Below are 19,456 nucleotides of genomic sequence, written 5' to 3'. Positions count from 1 at the left end.
CGTGGCGTCACGCCTGCGGCACACGGCGTCACCACGGGCCCGGCGCGCGCCCCGGACCAGCACGCCTACGTAAACCGGGTGACGCCGGGAGTTACCATGGAGACGTGAATTCGGCGAGCCTGCTCCTTGGCCGGCCGCGCTGACCCGCGACCAGCGGTCGGCGCGGCGAACCCCTCATGCCTCCAGGCTGAGGGGTCGATTGCTTTTCAGGGCGTTCAACCACATGCCTCAGGTGGCAGGCCACGAGTGCGGAAGGGTTCCGGCGAGATGACAGACGGCAGCGACACGACCCCGGCGCAGCGGTACAACGCGGCGCTGGCCGGGCAGATCGAGCGGCGCTGGCAGGACTACTGGTCCGACCACGGCACCTACCACGCGCCCAACCCGGCGGGACCGCTCTCGGCCGAGTCCGCGCCCATGCCGTCCGACAAGTTGTTCGTGCAGGACATGTTCCCGTACCCCTCGGGCTCGGGATTGCACGTCGGCCACCCGTTGGGCTTCATCGGTACCGACGTGTTCGCCCGGTACAACCGCATGATCGGCCGGAACGTGCTGCACACGATGGGCTTCGACGCCTTCGGCCTGCCCGCGGAGCAGTACGCGGTGCAGACCGGCACGCACCCGCGCACGACCACCGAGCACAACATCGAGCGCTACCTGGACCAGATCCGCAGGCTGGGCTTCGGTCACGACGAGCGTCGCCGCATCGCCACCACGGACATCGAGTTCTACAAGTGGACGCAGTGGATCTTCCTGCAGATCTTCAACTCGTACTACGACGACCGCGAGAACAAGGCGCGCCCCATCGCGGAGCTGGAGAAGCAGTTCGCCGCCGGTGAGCGCGAGACTCCCGACGGCAGGGCCTGGTCGGACCTGTCGGCCGCCGAGCAGCGGAAGGTCATCGACGAGTACCGCCTGGTGTACATCTCCGAGGCGCCCGTCAACTGGGCGCCGGGTCTGGGCACGGTCGTCGCGAACGAGGAGGTCACCGCAGAGGGACTGACCGAGCGCGGCAACTTCCCCGTCTTCCGCAAGCCGCTGCGGCAGTGGATGATGCGTATCACCGCGTACGCCGACCGCCTGGTCGACGACCTGGAGCTGCTGGACTGGCCCGAGAAGGTCAAGTCGATGCAGCGCAACTGGATCGGCCGGTCGCGCGGTGCGAACGTCCGCTTCCCCGTGGGCGACGAGACGATCGAGGTGTTCACCACCCGCCCGGACACGCTGTTCGGCTCGACGTACATGGTCCTGGCGCCGGAGCATCCGCTGGTCGACAAGCTGACGGCCGACGCCTGGCCGGAGGGCGCGAAGGACGCGTGGACGGGCGGAGCCGCGACGCCGGCCGAGGCCGTCGAGGCGTACCGCAAGGAGACCGCGCGCAAGTCCGACCTGGACCGGCAGGAGACGCGGGAGAAGACCGGTGTCTTCACCGGCTCGTTCGCGACGAACCCGGCCAACGGTGACCCCATCCCGGTGTTCATCGCCGACTACGTGCTGATGGGTTACGGCACGGGTGCCGTCATGGCGGTGCCCGCGCACGACGAGCGCGACTTCGAGTTCGCGACGAAGTTCGACCTGCCCGTCCTGCAGACGATCGAGGCGCCCGACGGTCACCCGGCCGACGAGGCCTACACCGGTGACGGCACGGCCATCAACTCCACCAACGAGGACATCAGCCTGAACGGCCTGGGCGTCGACGACGCCAAGAAGGCCATCATCGGCTGGCTGGAGGAGAAGGGCCACGGCGAGGGCACCGTGCAGTACAAGCTGCGCGACTGGCTGTTCGCGCGGCAGCGGTACTGGGGTGAGCCGTTCCCCATCGTGTACGACGAGGACGGCACGCCGATCCCGCTGCCCGAGGACCAGCTGCCGGTCGTGCTGCCGGACGTCGACGAGTACTCGCCGAAGACGTTCGACCCGGACGACGCCGAGTCCGAGCCGGAGCCGCCGCTGGCGAAGGCGACCGACTGGGTTGAGGTGACGCTGGACCTGGGCGACGGGCCGAAGACGTACCGGCGCGACACGAACGTGATGCCGCAGTGGGCCGGTTCGTGCTGGTACCAGCTGCGCTACATCGACCCGACGAACGAGGAACAGTTCGTCGACCCGGAGAACGAGCAGTACTGGATGGGCCCGCGAGCCGCCGAGCACGGCGTGAAAGACCCGGGCGGCCTGGACCTGTACGTCGGCGGTGTCGAACACGCGGTGCTGCACCTGCTGTACTCGCGGTTCTGGCACAAGGTGCTGCACGACCTGGGTTTCCTGTCGTCGGCCGAGCCGTACCGGAAGCTGTTCAACCAGGGCTACATCCAGGCCTACGCCTACACCGACTCCCGCGGCGTGTACGTGCCCGCCGAGGAGGTGACCGAAGCCGACGGGAAGTACTTCTACAACGGTGAAGAGGTCACCCAGGAGTACGGGAAGATGGGCAAGAGCCTGAAGAACTCGGTCGCTCCCGACGAGATGGCCGACACCTTCGGCGCCGACACCTTCCGGTTCTACGAGATGTCCATGGGTCCGCTGGCGGATTCGAAGCCGTGGGCGACCAAGGACGTCGTCGGTGCGCACCGCTTCCTGCAGCGGTTGTGGCGGCTGATCGTGGACGAGACCACCGGTGAGCTGCGCGTGTCCGATGACGAGCTGTCCGAGTCGGACCTGAAGCTGCTGCACAAGACCATCGCGAGCGTGCGTGAGGACTACGCGGAGCTGCGGTTCAACACGGCCGGCGCGAAGCTGATCGAGCTGAACAACCACGTCACGAAGACGTACGGCTCCGCCGAGGCGACGCCGCGCGCGCTGGCCGAGCCCATGGTGCTGATGCTGGCGCCGATGTGCCCGCACATCGCCGAGGAGCTGTGGCACCGGCTGGGACACCCGGACACGCTGGTGCACGGCCCGTTCCCCGTCCCGGACGAGAAGTACCTGGTCGACGAGACGGTCGAGTACCCGATCCAGGTGAACGGCAAGGTGCGTTCGCGGATGACGGTGGCGTCCGACGCGGGCAAGGATGCCGTGCAGGAGGCCGCGCTCGCCGACGAGAAGATCGTCGCGGCGCTGGACGGCGGCGAGCCGAAGAAGGTCATCGTCGTGCCGGGCAAGCTCGTCAACGTCGTCGTCTGAGGGCGGGTCAGGCGGCGGGGACGTCGAGGCCGATCTCCCTGGCGAGATCACCGAGCAGGGCGTCGAACAGCGCTTCGGGTTTGGCCAGCGGGATCGGATAGTTGCCGAACACCTCGAGTGTGACGTGGCCGTACAGGCGTGCCCAGAACTGCATCATCAGGTACGTCGTGCCCACCGTCAGCCGCGCCTGCGGCACGTCGATGCCGGCCTCGGCGAGCACGGCGAGCAGCGCGTCCCGGTAGCCGGCGAGGTCGTCGCGCAGTTCCGCGGGCACCACGTCGTCGCTGGGCAGCGCCGCCTCGTCGGAGAGCAGCACGTCCCCGGCGGCCAGCAGGAAAAGCCTGCCGAACGGCTCGGTGAGCTGTTGCAACTTGGCGCTGCTGCTCGTCGTCGCGGTCACGCCCGAGGCGAAGACGAGCGTGAACTCGTTGACGTGTGTCAGCGCCCAGTGCCGGAACCCCCGGCAGATCGCGAACAGGCGGCGCGGCCCGTCGGCGTCGTGCCCCGCGATCTCGTCGGCCAGCGCCTCGCCGAGGTCGGTGACGACATCCGCGCGGAGGTGTTCGAGCAGGTCGTCGCGGGACGCGTAGTAGCGGTACAGCGCAGGCGCGGTGATGCCGAGGTCACGGGCGATCGCGCGCAGCGTCACCGCCTCGGGGCCCTGTTCGACGAGGAGCGCCCGCGCGGTTCGCCGGATGTCGCGGTCGGTGGCGGCGCGTTCCCTGGCCCTGCGCCTGCCCGCCTGGTCCCGTCCGCCACGGTGGGGCACCGGGTTCGACGGTGGTGCGGGTTCCGACGGTGGCACCCGGCTCGACGGCCTGTCCATCCGCAAAGTCTATGTGCGCAGGGGCGGCCGCGTGCAGCTCGGCCGCTCGGCGCGTATCGGACGGTGGAAGTGGGCCGCCGGGGCGCCGCCGGCACCGATCACTCGGGGGGCTACGTGACCGATGCCGGCGACCCGACGTCCGGTGGCGCTGCGAACGGCCCCGCCGGACAACACACCGCGCGAGCGCGGCATGACTGAGAGAGCCCTCGCGGGCTCGAACCATGACGCCGACGTCCCTGTGTCACCCGAAAGTGGGAACGCCTGTGCTGGGCGGCTCGCCTGATTGTCGCACTGATCGCCGCCACAGTTACAAAAACTTTCACATCTGATCCTGCATATCTGCATCTGCAAATGCCGCGTCGGGGTGCATGGCAAGGTGTAGGGGTGACCGAAGCTGTTCTCGTCGTCGGCTCCGCGAACGCCGACCTGGTCGTCGCCACGACTCGCCGTCCCGCAGGTGGGGAGACCGTCCTCGGTGGCGACACGCAGATCCTCCCCGGCGGCAAGGGCGCGAACACGGCCGTCGCCGCAGCGCGACTCGGGGCCGACGTCGCGCTGATCGGTGCCGTCGGCGACGACGCACACGGCAGGCTGCTGCTCGACTCACTGCGCGGTTCCGGCGTCGGCACCGACCGCGTGCGGATCGTCGACCGGCCGACCGGGGCCGCCTACATCACGGTGACCCCGGACGGCGAGAACTCGATCCTCGTCTCCCCCGGCGCGAACCACGCGCTCGCCCCCGCCGACGTCGCCGATCCGGCCGGCGCCCCGGTGCTCGTCGCCTCGCTCGAGGTGCCCCTCGACGTCGTCGAGCACGCCATCGTCGAGGCCTCGCGCGCGGGCGTCCGCACGGTGCTGAACCTCTCGCCCACGGCCAAGCTGTCCGACGAGACGTTGCGAGCCCTCGACGTGCTCGTGGTCAACGAACACGAGGCGGCCTGGTTGCTGGAAACCGGCGCGTCGGACGGCCCGGACAACGGCGCCGACGACGCTGCCGACGGCGCGGCGCGATCCGACAACGACACCGACGACGCGCGGTTGCTCGACCTCGGCCCGGACGCGGTCGTGATCACGCGCGGCCCGGAGGGCGCGACCGTGCTCACCCGTGCCCCCGGAGCCCGTGGCGACGCGGGCGGGGTCGACGAGGTCACGGTGCCGTCGCCGCAGGTCACCGCCGTGGACACGACCGGTGCGGGCGACGCCTTCACCGGCGCGCTCGTGACGTGGCTGGCGTCGGGTGCCACAGTGTCCGACGCGGCGCGCCGGGCCGTCGACGTCGCCGCGGTGTCGGTGACCGGCCGCGGCGCCCAGCCCTCGTATCCGCTGCTCGACGAATTAAGCTGAGTTTCCGATCAGTCTTGGGAGGATCAGGCACATGGCCGAGGCGAAGTTGTCCGGTGTGGGCGTCAGCCCCGGCCGCGCGAGCGGCCCGGTCGTCCGGGTCACCGACACCATCGAGGAGCCGGCGAGCACGCCGGGGCCGGACGATCCGTACGCCGAGTCCGCGCTGATCGGGCCCGCCGCGGAGAAGGTCGCCGCCCGCCTCGAGACGATGGCCGCAGCGGCGACAGGCGACGCGGCGGCGATCCTCACCACGACCGCCGCGATGGCCGCCGACCCGTCGCTGGTCAGTCAGGCCGAACAGCTCGTCACCGCACAGCGCATCCCCGCGGCGCGCGCCGTCTACGAGGCGGCGGGACATTTCGCCCAGGCGCTGTCCAACGCGGGCGGCTACATGGCCGAACGCGTCCGCGACGTCCACGACGTGCGTGACCGCATCATCGCCGAGATCCTCGGCATCGCCCCTCCCGGCGTGCCGGAGCTGACCACGCCGAGCGTGCTCGTCGCCCGCGACCTGGCCCCGGCCGACACGGCCGGCCTCGATCCCGCGAAGGTGCTCGCGCTCGTCACCGAGGAGGGCGGCCCGACCAGCCACACGGCGATCCTCGCGCGCTCGATCGGCATTCCGGCGATCGTCGCGGTGCGGGGTGCACTGACGTTCGACGCCGAGGCCGTCGTGGTCGACGGCGACCTGGGTAGCGTCGAGGCGGCCGACCCCACGGCACCCGTCGTCACCGCCACCGCAGGCGGTGCCGCCGACTGGAACGGCACCGGCGAGACGGCTGACGGGCACCCGGTGAAGGTGCTGGCCAACGTCGGAGCTCCCACCGACGCCCGCGCCGCGGCCGACGCGGGTGCGGAAGGCGTCGGGCTGTTCCGTACCGAGTTCTGCTACCTCGACGCCGACGACGAACCCGGCGTCGACGGGCAGCGCTCGGCGTACGCCGCGGTCCTCGAGCCGTTCCGCGGCAAACCGGTCATCGTCCGCACGCTCGACGCGGGCGCCGACAAGCCGCTGGCGTTCCTCTCACCCGAGGCGGAGCCCAACCCGGCGCTCGGTGTCCGTGGCGTGCGCGTGGCGTTCGACCGGCCGGGTGTGCTGGACCGCCAGCTCGAGGCCATCGCCGGGGCGACCGCCGACTCGGGCGCCGACGTCGCGGTCATGGCTCCGATGGTCGCGACCGCCGACGAGGCCGCCTGGTTCGCCGAGCGGGCTCGCGCGGCCGGCATCGCGCGGGCAGGCGTGATGATCGAGGTTCCCGCCGCCGCGCTGAGCGCCCGTGAGGTGCTGGACGCGGTCGACTTCGTGTCCGTCGGCACCAACGACCTCGCTCAGTACACGTTCGCCGCCGACCGGCAGCTCGGTGCCGTGGCGACGCTCAACGACCCGTGGCAACCCGCGTTGCTGCGGCTCATCGGCATGGTGGGCGACGCGGCCAAGGCGACGGGCAAGCCCGCGGGCGTGTGCGGCGAGGCGGCCGCCGACCCGGGACTGGCCCGGGTACTGGTCGGACTCGGCGTGACGAGCCTGTCGATGAACGCCGCGTCGGTGCGCGCCGTCGGTGCCCGGCTGGCAGGTGTGACGCTGGCCGAGTGCGAACGCGCCGCGCAGCAGGCATTGGCGGCCCCGAACGCGCAGGCGGCCCGCACCGCCACGAAGTAGGCGGCCGGGCAGGCGAACCGGGCAGCCTCAGGCGAACCAGTTGCGGCGCGGGTAGCGCACCGTCATCGAACCGCCGACGACGCGGCCCGTCACCACGATGCGCGGCGTGCCCGTGGCACGGCTCGAATCGGTCTTGTCGGTGAGGGTGGACCACTTCAGCTCGTCGAGACCGTTCAGATCGACGGACGCCTGCTCGGGCACGATCAGGTTCACCGAGCCCCACTTGGTGTCCAGCTCGACGTGCACGGCACCGCTCGTGAACTCCGCCGACGAGAAGTCGAGCTTCGTCTCGCCGTACTTGTTGCGGACCAGGATCTCGGGCGGCACCTGCCAACGGCCGCGCCGGACCAGCGTGCTGCCGACGCCCTTGAGCTCGACGCGCCTGCCCGCTGCCGGCCGGTCCGCCCACGTGTCGAACGCCCGGTCGGCGCCCGGGCTGGCCGCCCCGGCGGGAACCGCGTCCTCGTGCCGCAGCCCCGGCAGGTCGACCAGCACCGCGTTCAGCTCACCCCGCGTGCGCGCCCCGAGCGCCGTGTCGGTGCGCTCGGTGAATTCGTCGAGGTCCAGCATGCCGTGCCCGATCGCGCGCTGGAGCAGCTCCACGACGTGCTCGCGTTCGGCGTCGGACACCCGCAGATTCCGCTGGCGCTCGCGCTCGATCGCACCGGGCGCGGTATCGGTCGCGCCGCCGGTGCCGTCGCCGACCGCGCCGCCGGTCGCGTCGCCGGTGCCGTCGCTGGGGTTCTCAGTCACACCGGAAACGGTACGACCGTGGCCGCCGCGGCGGATCCGGGAAACCCCTGAGAACAGCCCGGACTTCCCGGAGCATCACTCCTGCTCCTGGTCGAGGCCGTGCTCGATGGCGTACCGGGCGAGCTCGACCCGGTTGTGCAGCTGAAGCTTCCGCAACGTCGACTGCACGTGGTTCTCCACGGTGCGGTGCGAGATGACGAGCCGGTCGGCGATCTGCCGCGCGGTCAGGCCCTTGGCCACGAACCGCAGCACGTCCTGTTCACGCTGGGTCAACTGCGGGGGCGGGTCCCCGCCGCTCGGCGTCTCGGCCATGCGCCGGTACTCGCCAAGCACCATCCCGGCGAGACCGGCCGTGAACACCGGGTCGCCGTCGGCGGTGCGTCGCACGGCGTCGACCAGCTCGGTCACGGACGCGGACTTGACGAGGTACCCCGACGCGCCTGCCTTGACGGCCTCGAGCACGTCGGCGTGCTCCCCGCTGGCCGACAGCACGAGCACTCTCGTGCCGTCCAACTGCCCGGTGATCGACCTGATCGCGTCCACCCCCGACTGTTCGCCGAGGTTGAGGTCCATCAGCACGACGTCGGGGGTGACCGTGGTCGCCACCCGCACGGCCGAGTCGACATCAGCCGCCGTGGCGCGCACGTCGAAGCCGTGTTCACCCAGGTCCCGTGCGACGCCGTCCCGCCACATCGGGTGGTCGTCGACGATCATCACCGACACCGTCATCGGGTGTCCCTCCTCCGGTCGGCCGGTCGTGGCAGGTGCATTTCCCACTCCGTTCCCGCACCGGGTGCGGTTTCGAGCCGGGCCGTTCCGCCCAGTTCGGCGAGGCGGCCCCTGATGGACTGGGCGACGCCGATGTGTCCTTCCTCGGCGGCCGCTTCGAGCCGGCCCTCGGGGATGCCGGGGCCGTCGTCCCGGACGGTCAGCACGATCTCGTCGGAGAGCTCCTCGAGCAACACCCACGCCTTCGCGCCCTCGCCCGCGTGCTTGTCCACGTTGGACAGGGCTTCCTTCACGGCGGTCAGCAGTTCGTCGACGGTGTCCGCGGGCAGCCGTACCTCGGAGGCCGGCCCCGAGACCTGCACGCGCGAGGTCGCCAGTACGCCGAGTGAGGCGCGCAGGTCGGCGTCGCCGTCGCTGGAGGCCAGCGGTTCCGTCGTCACGAGTGCCCGCAGCGCGATCTCCTGCTCCCCCGCCTGCTTGGCGAGTTCCGCGGCCTCACCACCGAGCTCCGCGCCACGCCTGCGCACCCGCGCGAGCACCTGGAGCACGCTGTCGTGGATGGAGCGCGCGAGGCGTTCACGTTCGGCGGTGGCGGCCTCGGCGCGCAACGCGCGGGAGACGACGGCCTGGGACCGTCGCGCGGTCGTCGCGGCCATGCCGATGATCGTTCCGCTGGCGAACAACAGCAGCCCGTCGCGGGCGACGTCGAGGTCGAACTTCCAGCGGGCCACGCCGGTGGACACGGCGACGATCAGCCCGCCGACCGCACCGCCGATCGCGCCGAAGCGCGCGCCGGCCGTCAGCGGCGCCACCGACGCCCACACGGTCGTCAGAAGCGGTGCGGTGATGGCGAACTGGTAGTCCGAGAGCGCCAGCGGCGAGAGCAGCATGATGCCGCACGTCACCACCACGTCCGCCACGACGAGGCCCGCGTAGCGGGTGCGCACGCGCACGAACGCCGCCGTCGTCACGACCGACCACACGAGCATCGCCGCCCACGCGGCCCATGCCAGGGCCAGGTTGCGGTACTCGTCGAAGTGGACGATGACGGCACCCAGAGCGAACGCGAGAGTCATCCACCGCAACACGATCGTTCCCCACCACAGCGGGGTGATCGGGTCGAGCAGGTTCGGTTTGGGCGCGCTCGTCATCGGGGCCGCCTGGCTACTCCTCGGATCTGTCTGATTCGCCGGTCGTCACCGTAGTGCCGGAATCCGCGCCGCGGGAGGCGGCGTTCGGGTCGTCCTGGTCCGTACCACCGGGGTCGGACTCGGCGTCGCCGTTCCCGGTTCCCGAGCCGGGATCACCGTCACTCTCCGGGGCCTCGTCGTGGACGAGGGACTGGATGCCTGCGTTCAGCACCGCCAGCAGTGGGACGGCGAGCAGCGCGCCGGGGATGCCGGCCACGGTGAGTCCGACCGTGATCGCCAGGACGACCGCCAGCGGATGGAGCTGCACCGACCGGCCGAGCATCAGCGGCTGCAGCACGTTGCCCTCCACCTGCATGACGCCGACGACGATCGCCAGCACGATGACGGAGGCGAGGAAGCCGTTCGTCACGAGTGCGACGAGCACGGCCACGGCGCCGGTGACGACGGCACCGATGATCGGGACGAACGCGCCCAGGAAGATCAGCGTGGACAGCGGCACCACCAGGGGAACGCCCATGATCCACAGGCCGATGCCGATGAGCACGGCGTCCACGACGGCCACGGCAGCGGTCGCGCGCACGTAGTTGATCAGTGATGTGAACGCCCGCCTGCCCGCGAGGTCGACCCGCGCGCGCACGTTGCGGGGCACGCCCCGGGTCAGGTACGTCCAGATCTGGTTTCCGCTGGTCAGGAAGAAGATCAGGATGAAGAGCGTCAGCAGGAAGCCGGTCAGGAACGTGCCGATCGTGCCCGCCGTGGTCAGTGCGCTCGACGTGACCGCGGCCTGGTTCTCCTGGATGAACTGGATGCCGTTGTTGATGGCGTCCTGGATCTGGGTCTGCTGCAGGTGCAGTGGCCCGTTGATGAGCCAGTCCTCGATCTGCTCGAGGCTCTGCGACACCTGTTGCTGCAGCGCGGGCAGTCCGTCGGTGAACTGGATGATGACGAACGTCAGCAGTCCGCCGACGACGCCGAGTCCGCCGATCAACACGATCACCGCGGCCACCGGTTGCGGCAGGCCGATCCGGGTCAGCCGGTGCACAGCCGGGATCAGTAGCGCGGCGAGCAGCAGCGCCACCGACAGCGGGATCACGACGACGGGGAGGAAGCCGATGACCTCTCCGACGACGTACAGCGCGGCCACGATCACGAGGAATCGCCACGCCAGCGCGGCGGTGACCCGGAACCCCTTCGGTACCGAACGTGCGACGTCGGCGTCGAGGGAGCCGCCCAGCGGCGCGGTGTCGGTGGTGCTGCTCCCGGTCGTCCGGGCCGTCTCGTCGTCCACGGGGTAACCGTATCGAGATCGGCGTCGCCGTGTGCGGTGAGTCGATCTACAGGCTGTGGGCACTTCGCCGAGTCACACCTCGATACGCCGCGTGATTTTCACACCTTCGTGCCATCAAGCCGCGTGGGACGTGATTTTCGGGGTGTGGGTTTGCCACTCTCGTCTGCACGCGGTGGAAAACCGCCGGAATTCACATTCCGATTCTTCTCCACGTTTTGCGGTGCCCGCGAGATCGGGCGTCCGCGGAACGGAGACGGCAAGGCACTTGCTACGCGGTCCTCGACGGCGAGGTGCGCGAGTTCGACATTCACGAGGAGTGTGCGTGGCAGCGACGACCCCGACACCGGACGCTCGGCGCGTCCGTCGGTGGCTGTCGCGCGCGCTCGCCGTGTCGGGAGGCGCGGCGGCCGCCACCGCGATCGCGTGGGCCGTCGGCACGACGTCCGCCTCCGCGACGGAGAACCCCCTCGACGTCGGCGCCGACAACCCCGCGGCGTCCGTCCCGGTCGCTTCCGGCTCCGCGTCGCAATTCTCGAACGCCGAATCGTCCGAATCCGACGAGTCCCACCTCGACATCCCGCAGTCCGACGCCTGGCAGGCCGGCGATCGGCAGGCCGGTCGGTCGCAGTCGACCGGTGGTGCAGACCAGCACGGCGGCACGGTGCAGGAGTCGACGTCGTCCGACGGTGCAACCTCGTCCGGCGGTTCCGCCGCCGAGTGGCCGACGGACGGTGAGCACGGTTCGGGCGCCGAGACGTGCGGTGAGTCCGCCGACGGTCCGACGGATGTGCGCGGCCTGTTCGACCGTGCACACGGCACGCGCTTCGACCTCGGCCGGTTCCACACGTCCGACCGGGACCCGGCCGACTCGGAGACGTGCCCGAACGAGGCCGAGCGTCCGGACGGGACCGACGAGCAGGCCGACGAGCACGGAGTCACCGAACACGACGCCACGTCGGTCGTGGCCGGCGGCTCCGGCGACACCCGGAAGCGCGTCGAACAGGCCTGGCAGCGGCACGTTGCGGAGCCGACGCGTGAGGCGATCCACCGTGTCGGCGACACGGTGCGCGCCGTGACGAGTTTCGACGGCTGGTCCGGCGGGTCACCCTCCTGGTCCGGTTTCGACCTGCCGTGGACGGGATTGACGCCCGACGCCGACGACCTGCCGTCGCCGTACGACGTGCCGATGGGCCCCGACGTGCACGCGCACGCCCCCGAGACCCCGCCGCACAACGCCGACGCCCGTGAGGCCGGCGACCGGCGGCAGCCCGCCGATAAGTCCACGTCGGACTACGGCGTCACCGAGACGTCCGGTGTCCTCGACACCGGCTTCGACGGCGCGGGCACCGACGGTGCCGCCGTCGGCCCGGACTCCGGCGAACCGACGATGCCGTCGCTGCCGGAGTTCGCCCCGCAGTACGTGCCGGCCTCCGTGCCGTCGCACTCCACGATCGCCGGTGGTGCGCACGCAGACGCACCGTCCGGTGCGGTCGTCACCACGGCCGACCCGTTCGCCGTGGCCGCCGTGGGCGCCGTGACGCGCTCCGGCTCGCTGAACAAGTCGATGTCGCCGGGTTCACAGCCCGGTGTGACGCCCGACTGATCACTTCCGCGGGGTAGCCGGCGCGCCCCTGCGGTTTTCGTTTCCGCAATTCGCATTTCTCCGCGCCGGCTTTTCCTTTCCCCGCATTTCCCGCGACGCGCCGTTCGGCGTGTTCGCCATCCGCCTCATGTCCCCGCGCGTCCGGCGGAGCGCACTGATGCCCCCTCAACAGGGAACCTAGGAAAAGGAGAACACCACATAATGCAGACCTGGGCGAAGCGTGGCTTGCAGACCGCGCTGGTCACCGGTGGCATGATGATGCTGGGTACCGGCATCGCTTCCGCTGACGAGAACGTCGACCCGGACTCCCCCGCCGGTCCGCTCGACGCAGGCGTCAGCGTTCCCGTTCAGATCGAGGACAACGCGGTCGGCACCCCGATGGGGCAGGCCAACCTGCCGGGCGTCGACAAGGAGATCAGCACCAAGCCGGTCACGGACAAGGCCAACGCGGTCCTCTCCAAGGCCGAGGAGAAGGCCCAGCCCGTCGCGGAGCGCGCGAGCGAGGCCGCGGCGCCCGTCACCGACCGCGTCGAGTCCGCGGCCGACCGCGGCAGCGAGGCCCTGACCCAGACGGGCCCGCACACCCAGAAGGCCGCCCCGACCGCCGAATCGCCGGTCACCAGCGCCACCGACGCGGGCGCTGGCCGGGTCACCGACAAGGTCACCGAGGCCGTGCCGCAGGCCGAGCAGGTCACCGACAAGCTCACCGAGCAGGCGGGCCGCACCGACGCGCGGCAGACGTCGGCGCCGTCGCTCGAGCCGACCGACGACCCGTTCATGGGCAACAAGATCGACGCCAACCTCGCGCTGCCGATCCAGATCACGGGCAACGCGGTGGGCATCCTCGGCGACGCCGAGGTGCACTCGGACGCCGAGCAGTCCTACGAGCACAACTCCGACGTCAGCACCGACGGCGCCTCCGGCGGTCTTGCGGGCAACGTCGTGGCGCTCGACTGGGCACTGCCGGTGCAGATCTCCGGTAACGCGGGCAGCCTGTTCGGTTCCGGCAAGGCCACGGGCAGCGCGTCGCAGGACGCCACCACCACGGGCGACGTCGACACCGACGGCACCAACGGCGCAGGCGCGGGCAACATCGTCTCGCCGCAGTTCGCCACCCCGGTGCAGGTGTCGGGCAACGCCATCGCGTGGTTCCTCGGCCACTCGGAGACCGACTTCGATCCCAGCAGCTCCGCCGAGAGCGGCGGCTACCTCGCCACCAACGGCGAGGGGGGCTCCATCGCGGGCAACGTGGTGGGCGCGCCGGTCGCGCTGCCGGTTCGGGTCGCCAACAACGCCGCCACGTGGGGCGGTGACGCCGACGCCAACGGTTCGTCGATGGTCGACGCCGCCGCCGGTGACGACACGTCGCCGGGCATGCACGACATCGAGAGCTTCATCCAGACGGAGGGCGAGAACGGCTTCGCATCCGGCACGATCGCCCAGCCGCAGGTCGCGTCGCTGGCGTCGGTCACGGGTGTCGCGGGTTCGTGGATCGGCAACGCCGCCACGGGCGCTTCGGGCGACCGCCAGCCCGCCGGCACGGCGTCCGACGCGACGATGACCGCGGGCGGCGCCTCCAACACGAACGGCAACGAGGCAGCGGGCTCGGGCAACATCGCCGACGCCCCGGTGGCACTGCCGGTGGAGGTCTTCGGTGTCGGCGGCACGTGGATCGGCAACGCGCACGCCGACGACCACGTCAACAGCACCGAGGCCACGGCAGGCGGCGACACGCTGACCCCGGGTGACGAGTCCGTCCTGTCCTCCAACACCGCGTCGCCGGCGATCGCGTCGGCCGCCGAGGTGTTCGGCGTGGGCGGCTCGTGGATCGGCAACGCCTCGGGCAGCGCCGAGTCCGACAAGCTCGTCGACGCGGGTGGCTACAACGGCACGCTCGCCAACGAGTCCTCCGGTTCGGGCAACCTGGTGCAGGTGCCGCTGGCCACGCCGGTCGAGGTCTTCGGCATCGGCGGCAGCTGGATCGGCCAGGGTGTCGGCGACGGCGAGGAGACCAAGGAGGTCACGGCCGGCGGTGGCGGCAGCACCATCGACGACTACGGCTTCGCGAACGCCAACCTGGTTCAGGCTCCGGTGGCACTGCCCGCGCAGGTCTTCGGTGTGGGCGGCAGCTGGATCGGCAACGGCATCGGCGAGGGCGAGACCGACACGATCACCGAGGCAGGCGGCGACGCGACTGCTGCGGGCGACAAGGGCACGGTCGCGGGCAACATCGGCTTCGTTCCGGTGTCGCTGCCGGCGCAGGTGCACGGGATCGGCGGCAGCTGGATCGGCAACGGTCACGGCACCAGCGGCAACCTGACCGACTCGATGGCGGGTGGCGACGCCACGACGTCGGGCGAGCAGGGCACCATCGCGGGCAATCTGGTCGAGGTTCCGGCCGGTGGCGCGGCGTCGGTGTTCGGCAACGGCGCGAACTGGATCGGCACGGCGTCGGGCACCGGAGTGAACGACGTCGTGTCCGAGGCGGGTGGCGACTCGGAGACCGTCGGCGACGGCGGTTCGATCGCGGGCAACATCGTCAGCGCCGACGCGATGCCGATCGTGTCGGCCTTCGGCAACGCGGCCAGCCTTACCGGCGTCGCGAACGGTGCCGGCGCGAACTTCGTGGACGTCACTTCTGGTGGCGACAAGGAGACGTCCGGCATGGGCGGCGCGATCTCCGGCTCGATCATCGACGTGCCGCTGACCGCGGTGGCGCAGCTGTTCGGCAACGCCGCCACGGTGGGCGGTGTCGCGAACGCCATCGGTGACAACACGACGGTGGGAGAGTCCAGCGGCACCACCACCACGGCCGGTGACCCGCAGGCACTGTCCGGTGTGGACATGCAGCGTCCGATCGGTGTGGTCGCGCAGGTCTACGACGTGCCGCTCGCGCTGCTCGGCCAGGCGACCACCATGGCCAGCAACGACACCGACCTGACGGTCGCCGACGCGCCGATCGACCCGATCATCGGTAAGGAGATCAGCGGTTCGGAGCTGCCTGCGACGGGCCTGCCGAACACGCCGTACTTCGACGCGCTGGCCAACCGGGCGTCGGAGCTGGGATCCGCGTCGCCGATGCAGCGTTCGGCGATGCCGACCGCCATGCCGTCGGCCCCGGCGGTGCCCGCGGTGCCGGGTCTGCCGGGTGCGGGCGGCCTGCCCGGTGCCGGCGAGCTGCCGGTGAGCGGTCTGCTGCCGGAGGCGTCGGGTGTAGGCGCCCCGGAGCTGCCCGCGATGCCGGCCCAGCGTGCCGACGTTCCGGCCACGCCGTCCCTGCCGGGCGCGGACGTGCCGCAGCTGCCGGTCGACCCGACGCAGGGTGAGTTCGCGGGCGCGCTGGAGGGCGTGGCCCTCGACGGTGTCGCGCTGGACGGCACGGACATGCGTGCCGCGGACGTGCCCGCCACGCCGTCCCTGCCGGCCGCGGGCGAGCTGCCGACCGCCGGTGAGCTGCCCACCGCGGGCGAGCTGCCGGTCGACGCCGACATGGTGAAGGGCGCCGCCGAGCAGGTGTCGCTCAACGGCTACGGCCTGGGTGCGTTCGTCTGAGCCGAACGTCGCCGCTGCCGGCCCCGTGAGGTCGGCTGAACGATTCGCGGGCCCCGGAAGCACTGTCGCTTCCGGGGCCCGCGCTTGTGTCGGGGGCGGTTCAGCCGAGCTGCACGGAGCGTTTCGCGAGGCCGTGCCAGTAGCCGTCGATGACGGTGTCGGGCTGCAGTCCGTCGCCCGCGCCGAGGGAGACGAACAGTGGCGCGAAGTGTTCGGTCCTCGGGTGGGCGATGTCGGCGGCGGGTGCCTTGTGCTGGAAGTCGAGGAGCGCGTCGACGTCGCCGGTGGCGAGTGCGCCGGAGCCCCAGTCGTCGAACTCGACCGACCACGCGGGAGGTGCGCCCGCGGAGCCGTCGGTCTGGCGCATCGCGATGAGGTTGTGGGTGAAGAAGCCGCTGCCGACGATCAGCACTCCGCGGTCGCGCAGCGGTGCGAGGCGGCGGCCGAAGTCGTAGAGCGCGTGCGGTTCGAGGGTCGGCAGCGAGACCTGGAGGACGGGGATGTCGGCGCTCGGGTACATCTCGACGAGCGGCACGTAGGCGCCGTGGTCGAGGCCGCGCGCGGGGTCGTCCTGGATGTGGCCGCCGAGCAGTTTCCGTACGTCGGCGGCGAGGCCGGGAGCGCCGGGTGCGGGATAGGTGACGTCGTAGTAGCGGTCGGGAAAGCCCCAGAAGTCGTACACGAGCGGCTGGGTCGTCGTGGCGCCGATGGTGGCGGGCGCCTCTTCCCAGTGGGCGGAGACGACGAGGATCGATGTCGGCGTCGGCAGGTCGGCCGACCAGTCGGCGAGCTGACGGGTCCAGGTCGCGTCGTCGGCGAGCGGCGGCGCGCCGTGGCTCAGGTACAGCACCGGCATGCGGTCGGTCATGACGCCTCCTCCGTGCGCTGGGTGTACGACACCCCTTCGCATGATGTTGAACTTTCAACGACAAGCATACGCCGGGACAGCGATTTCTGCACCGGGCGGCCGTCACCGCAGGTCGGGCGGCGCCGGCCGCTCGGCTGTCACGTTTCGCGTGGTCGGGACGTCCACAGGGGGAGTGCCGGAAGCGCGCGACGCCGGTGTCGGGCCGGATCCGAGGCGGGAGGAGTCGTGGGGATGTCGATCCTGGTCACGGGCGGTACGGGCACGTTGGGCAGGGCCGTTGTGGACAGCCTCGCCGAGAGTCACGACGTACGGGTGTTGAGCCGCGCGTCCGCGGACGGCCGGCGGAGTGGACGGACGCGGAGTGGGCGGACGCAGGACGGTCTCGTGCGGTGCGAGCGCGTCCGGGGCGACCTGCGGACGGGCGCCGGGCCCGCCGCCGCAGTCGCAGGCGTGGACGTCGTGGTCCACTGCACGAGGACCAACGGGCGCGGCGACGTCCCTGTCACGCGGAACCTGCTCGACGCGGCCCGGCGCGCGGGCGGTGCGCACGTCGTCTACGTGTCCATCGCGGGCAGTGATCGGATACCGCTCGCCTACTACCGCGCCAAGCAGGAGTGCGAACGGCTCGTCGAACGCTCCGGGCTGCCGTGGACGATCCTGCGCACCACGCAGTTCCACGACCTGGTCGCGAAGTTCTTCGCGGTGCAGCGGTGGCTGCCGGTCGTCGCGGTGCCCGCGGGCGTCGACTTTCAGCCGATCGACGTGCGTGACGTGGCCGAACGGCTGGCCGAGCTGGTGGCCGGGCCCGCGGCGGGGCGGGTGGCCGCCCTCGGTGGTCCGCAGATCCGCACCATCGGCGACCTCGCGCGGACCTATCTGCGGGCCACGGGCAGCCGACGACCGGTGGTGCCGCTCGCCTTGCCGGGCGCGACGTTGCGCGGTTACCGCGACGGGCGGCACCTCGTCCCCGAGGGCGCCGCCGGGCGCCGGACCTTCGACGACTTCCTGGTCGAGACGGCCGGATCGGGGCGGTGAGCGTGAACGTCAGGGCGGTATTGCGCGGCGGGGTGGTCTTCCTGCTGGCCACCCAGCTCGTCATCGGTTGCTGGGCACTGCTGTTCCCGCGGGCGTTCTTCGCGATCCCGTGGGTCGGCATGCGGATGGACTACAACGAGCACCTGATGCTCGACTACGGCGCGCAGAGCCTGGCCCTGTCGGTGGTGCTCGTCGCGGCGGTCGTCGTGACCACGCGCTTCCTGGTCCGGATCGCGCTCGGCAGCTACCTGGTGTTCGCGGTGGCTCACCTCGTCATCCACGCCCGGCTGTTGCACCACCTCACGCCGGTGGAGGGCACGGGCCTGATGATCGCCCTGGCCACGGCCGTCGTCATCCCCACCGTCCTGTTGGTCCTGACCCCGCGGTTGGCGGACGAGACAGGCGCCCGAGCTCAGACCGAGCCGTAGACGGCAGCCGGGGCTCCGGTCATGAGAGCCCAGTAGCGGTCACCGTACGACCAGTGCCACCATTCGGTCGCGTAGTTGACCATTCCCGCGTCGGTCAGCGCTGTCGCCAGCACCTCGCGACGGGCGCGGCAGCCGTCGCCGATGTTCGAGGCAGCCGTGTAGCAGGCTCCGGAGCTTTCCTCCGGGTTGGCGTTCACGCGGCTGCCGAGGTCCAACTCGTGTCCTTCGGCATCGGCGAGGGTGAGGTCGACCGCCGCGCCCGCGCTGTGCGGAGCGATCTCCGGCGGCGACACGTAACGGCTGGCTGCGGCTCGGAGCTGATCGCCCGACAGGTCGGACCGGGCTGTGGCGAGAGTCGCGGCGTAGTCCTCGAAGTAGCGACGTTGTAACGAGGGCGGGCGGTAGCCCTCGACGAACAGGAAGCGTATTCCGTCGGGCAGCAGGCGTTCCGCGTAGCGGATACGTTCCTGTACGCCGCGGCGAACCATGCGGAACTCGCCTGCCGGATCGCGCCTGCGGTCGTCCACGAGAATCGCGTCGTTGCTTCCCACGTCGACAAGCGGCTCGCCGCATTCGTCGACAGGTATCGCCGCGACCCGGGGGTCGGACATCAGGATGACGTCGCTCATTACCTGATCATGCCCCGACGCCCGACCCGAGCACCATCACCACAGCGACCCGTGGCTCCAGTGTCAAAGCGGCGGGCAGGTTTCCGCTTCGCGTCGCCCGCGCCGATGTGTGGGTCGAACCGTGCCGCGATGGTACGTGGCGGCCATTGGGCTGGGCCGCCACGGTGGTCCCCTGTTCGAATTTTCAATGCGCTTCCGGAGCAAGTTCACGCTATCGTGTGGTGGCTAGTTCGACCATGCGTTCGATACTATGCGGATTGGCGACTTGAGGGGGCGACGTTGGAGACACAGTCGACGGCACCGTCGAGGACCGTTGGAGTCAAGGTCGAGCGCCTGCGGGAGCTGCGTGCTCGGCGGGCGCGGCTCGATGCCGAGGAGTTGGCGCTGTTGGCCGAGATTGCGGCGGTGGTGGGTGATGACCGGGGTGTGGCGGAGGAGTTGACGCCGGTGTTGCGGGTCTCGACCCGTGA

Annotated in this window: 15 protein-coding genes; 8 read left to right on the top strand and 7 right to left on the bottom strand. The window is 71.0% G+C overall.

Features of this window, described 5'->3' with window-relative positions:
* Window positions 1-267: 267 nt before the first annotated feature.
* Window positions 268-3,120 carry a leucine--tRNA ligase gene (gene leuS, locus LY13_RS17945; RefSeq protein ID WP_253829709.1) on the top strand — a complete coding sequence of 951 codons (2,853 nt, stop codon included), beginning with the start codon at window positions 268-270 and terminating at the stop codon, window positions 3,118-3,120.
* 7 nt (window positions 3,121-3,127) lie between these two features.
* Here leuS and LY13_RS17940 read toward each other — a convergent pair whose 3' ends face one another.
* Complete coding sequence (locus tag LY13_RS17940; protein WP_253829708.1) at window positions 3,128-3,946, bottom strand: TetR/AcrR family transcriptional regulator; 819 nt, start codon at window positions 3,944-3,946, stop codon at window positions 3,128-3,130.
* Between the two features lie 384 nt (window positions 3,947-4,330).
* Between LY13_RS17940 and LY13_RS17935 the strand changes: the two genes are divergently transcribed.
* Complete coding sequence (locus LY13_RS17935) at window positions 4,331-5,290, top strand: ribokinase (RefSeq protein WP_253829706.1); 960 nt, start codon at window positions 4,331-4,333, stop codon at window positions 5,288-5,290.
* Window positions 5,291-5,321: 31 nt separating this feature from the next.
* Entirely contained in the window at window positions 5,322-6,950 is a 1,629-nt protein-coding gene (gene ptsP / locus LY13_RS17930; RefSeq protein WP_253829704.1) for a phosphoenolpyruvate--protein phosphotransferase, read from the top strand.
* Window positions 6,951-6,977: 27 nt separating this feature from the next.
* On the opposite strand, the gene LY13_RS17925 is transcribed toward ptsP, so the two are convergent.
* From LY13_RS17925 to LY13_RS17910, 4 genes are all read right to left on the bottom strand, one after another.
* Window positions 6,978-7,610, bottom strand: coding sequence for a DUF1707 SHOCT-like domain-containing protein (locus LY13_RS17925; protein WP_253829811.1), 633 nt, complete (start codon window positions 7,608-7,610; stop codon window positions 6,978-6,980).
* Between the two features lie 168 nt (window positions 7,611-7,778).
* A complete protein-coding gene (locus tag LY13_RS17920; RefSeq protein WP_253829703.1) occupies window positions 7,779-8,432 on the bottom strand; it encodes a response regulator in 654 nt (217 codons plus the stop codon).
* Window positions 8,429-9,583, bottom strand: a complete 1,155-nt coding sequence (gene macS, locus LY13_RS17915) for a MacS family sensor histidine kinase (protein ID WP_253829702.1) — start codon at window positions 9,581-9,583, stop codon at window positions 8,429-8,431. The genes LY13_RS17920 and macS overlap by 4 nt, the downstream gene beginning before the upstream one ends.
* Before the next feature lie 13 nt (window positions 9,584-9,596).
* A complete protein-coding gene (locus tag LY13_RS17910) occupies window positions 9,597-10,817 on the bottom strand; it encodes an AI-2E family transporter (RefSeq protein WP_253829809.1) in 1,221 nt (406 codons plus the stop codon).
* A gap of 376 nt (window positions 10,818-11,193) precedes the next feature.
* Here LY13_RS17910 and LY13_RS17905 point away from each other — a divergent pair, with 376 nt between their 5' ends.
* On the top strand, window positions 11,194-12,474 hold the full coding sequence (locus LY13_RS17905; protein ID WP_253829701.1) for a hypothetical protein: 1,281 nt from the start codon (window positions 11,194-11,196) through the stop codon (window positions 12,472-12,474).
* 201 nt (window positions 12,475-12,675) lie between these two features.
* Window positions 12,676-16,026 carry a hypothetical protein gene (locus LY13_RS17900; RefSeq protein ID WP_253829700.1) on the top strand — a complete coding sequence of 1,117 codons (3,351 nt, stop codon included), beginning with the start codon at window positions 12,676-12,678 and terminating at the stop codon, window positions 16,024-16,026.
* Between the two features lie 100 nt (window positions 16,027-16,126).
* Here LY13_RS17900 and LY13_RS17895 read toward each other — a convergent pair whose 3' ends face one another.
* On the bottom strand, window positions 16,127-16,894 hold the full coding sequence (locus LY13_RS17895) for a dioxygenase family protein (RefSeq protein ID WP_253829699.1): 768 nt from the start codon (window positions 16,892-16,894) through the stop codon (window positions 16,127-16,129).
* Window positions 16,895-17,125: 231 nt separating this feature from the next.
* Between LY13_RS17895 and LY13_RS17890 the strand changes: the two genes are divergently transcribed.
* Window positions 17,126-17,929: an SDR family oxidoreductase gene (locus LY13_RS17890; protein ID WP_301299289.1), complete on the top strand. Its 804-nt coding sequence runs from the start codon at window positions 17,126-17,128 to the stop codon at window positions 17,927-17,929.
* Window positions 17,926-18,357 carry a hypothetical protein gene (locus LY13_RS17885; protein WP_253829696.1) on the top strand — a complete coding sequence of 144 codons (432 nt, stop codon included), beginning with the start codon at window positions 17,926-17,928 and terminating at the stop codon, window positions 18,355-18,357. The genes LY13_RS17890 and LY13_RS17885 overlap by 4 nt, the downstream gene beginning before the upstream one ends.
* Here the strand turns inward: LY13_RS17885 and LY13_RS17880 are convergent.
* On the bottom strand, window positions 18,342-18,986 hold the full coding sequence (locus LY13_RS17880) for a M15 family metallopeptidase (RefSeq protein WP_253829693.1): 645 nt from the start codon (window positions 18,984-18,986) through the stop codon (window positions 18,342-18,344). The two genes, LY13_RS17885 and LY13_RS17880, sit on opposite strands and share 16 nt — an antisense overlap.
* Before the next feature lie 279 nt (window positions 18,987-19,265).
* Between LY13_RS17880 and LY13_RS17875 the strand changes: the two genes are divergently transcribed.
* The coding region (locus tag LY13_RS17875; RefSeq protein ID WP_253829691.1) for a hypothetical protein at window positions 19,266-19,456 on the top strand (191 nt) is incomplete at its 3' end.

The organism is Prauserella aidingensis (genome assembly GCF_024171865.1).
GTDB classification, from domain to species: Bacteria; Actinomycetota; Actinomycetes; order Mycobacteriales; family Pseudonocardiaceae; genus Prauserella; species Prauserella aidingensis.
This window is presented reverse-complemented; position numbering and strand designations above follow the sequence as displayed.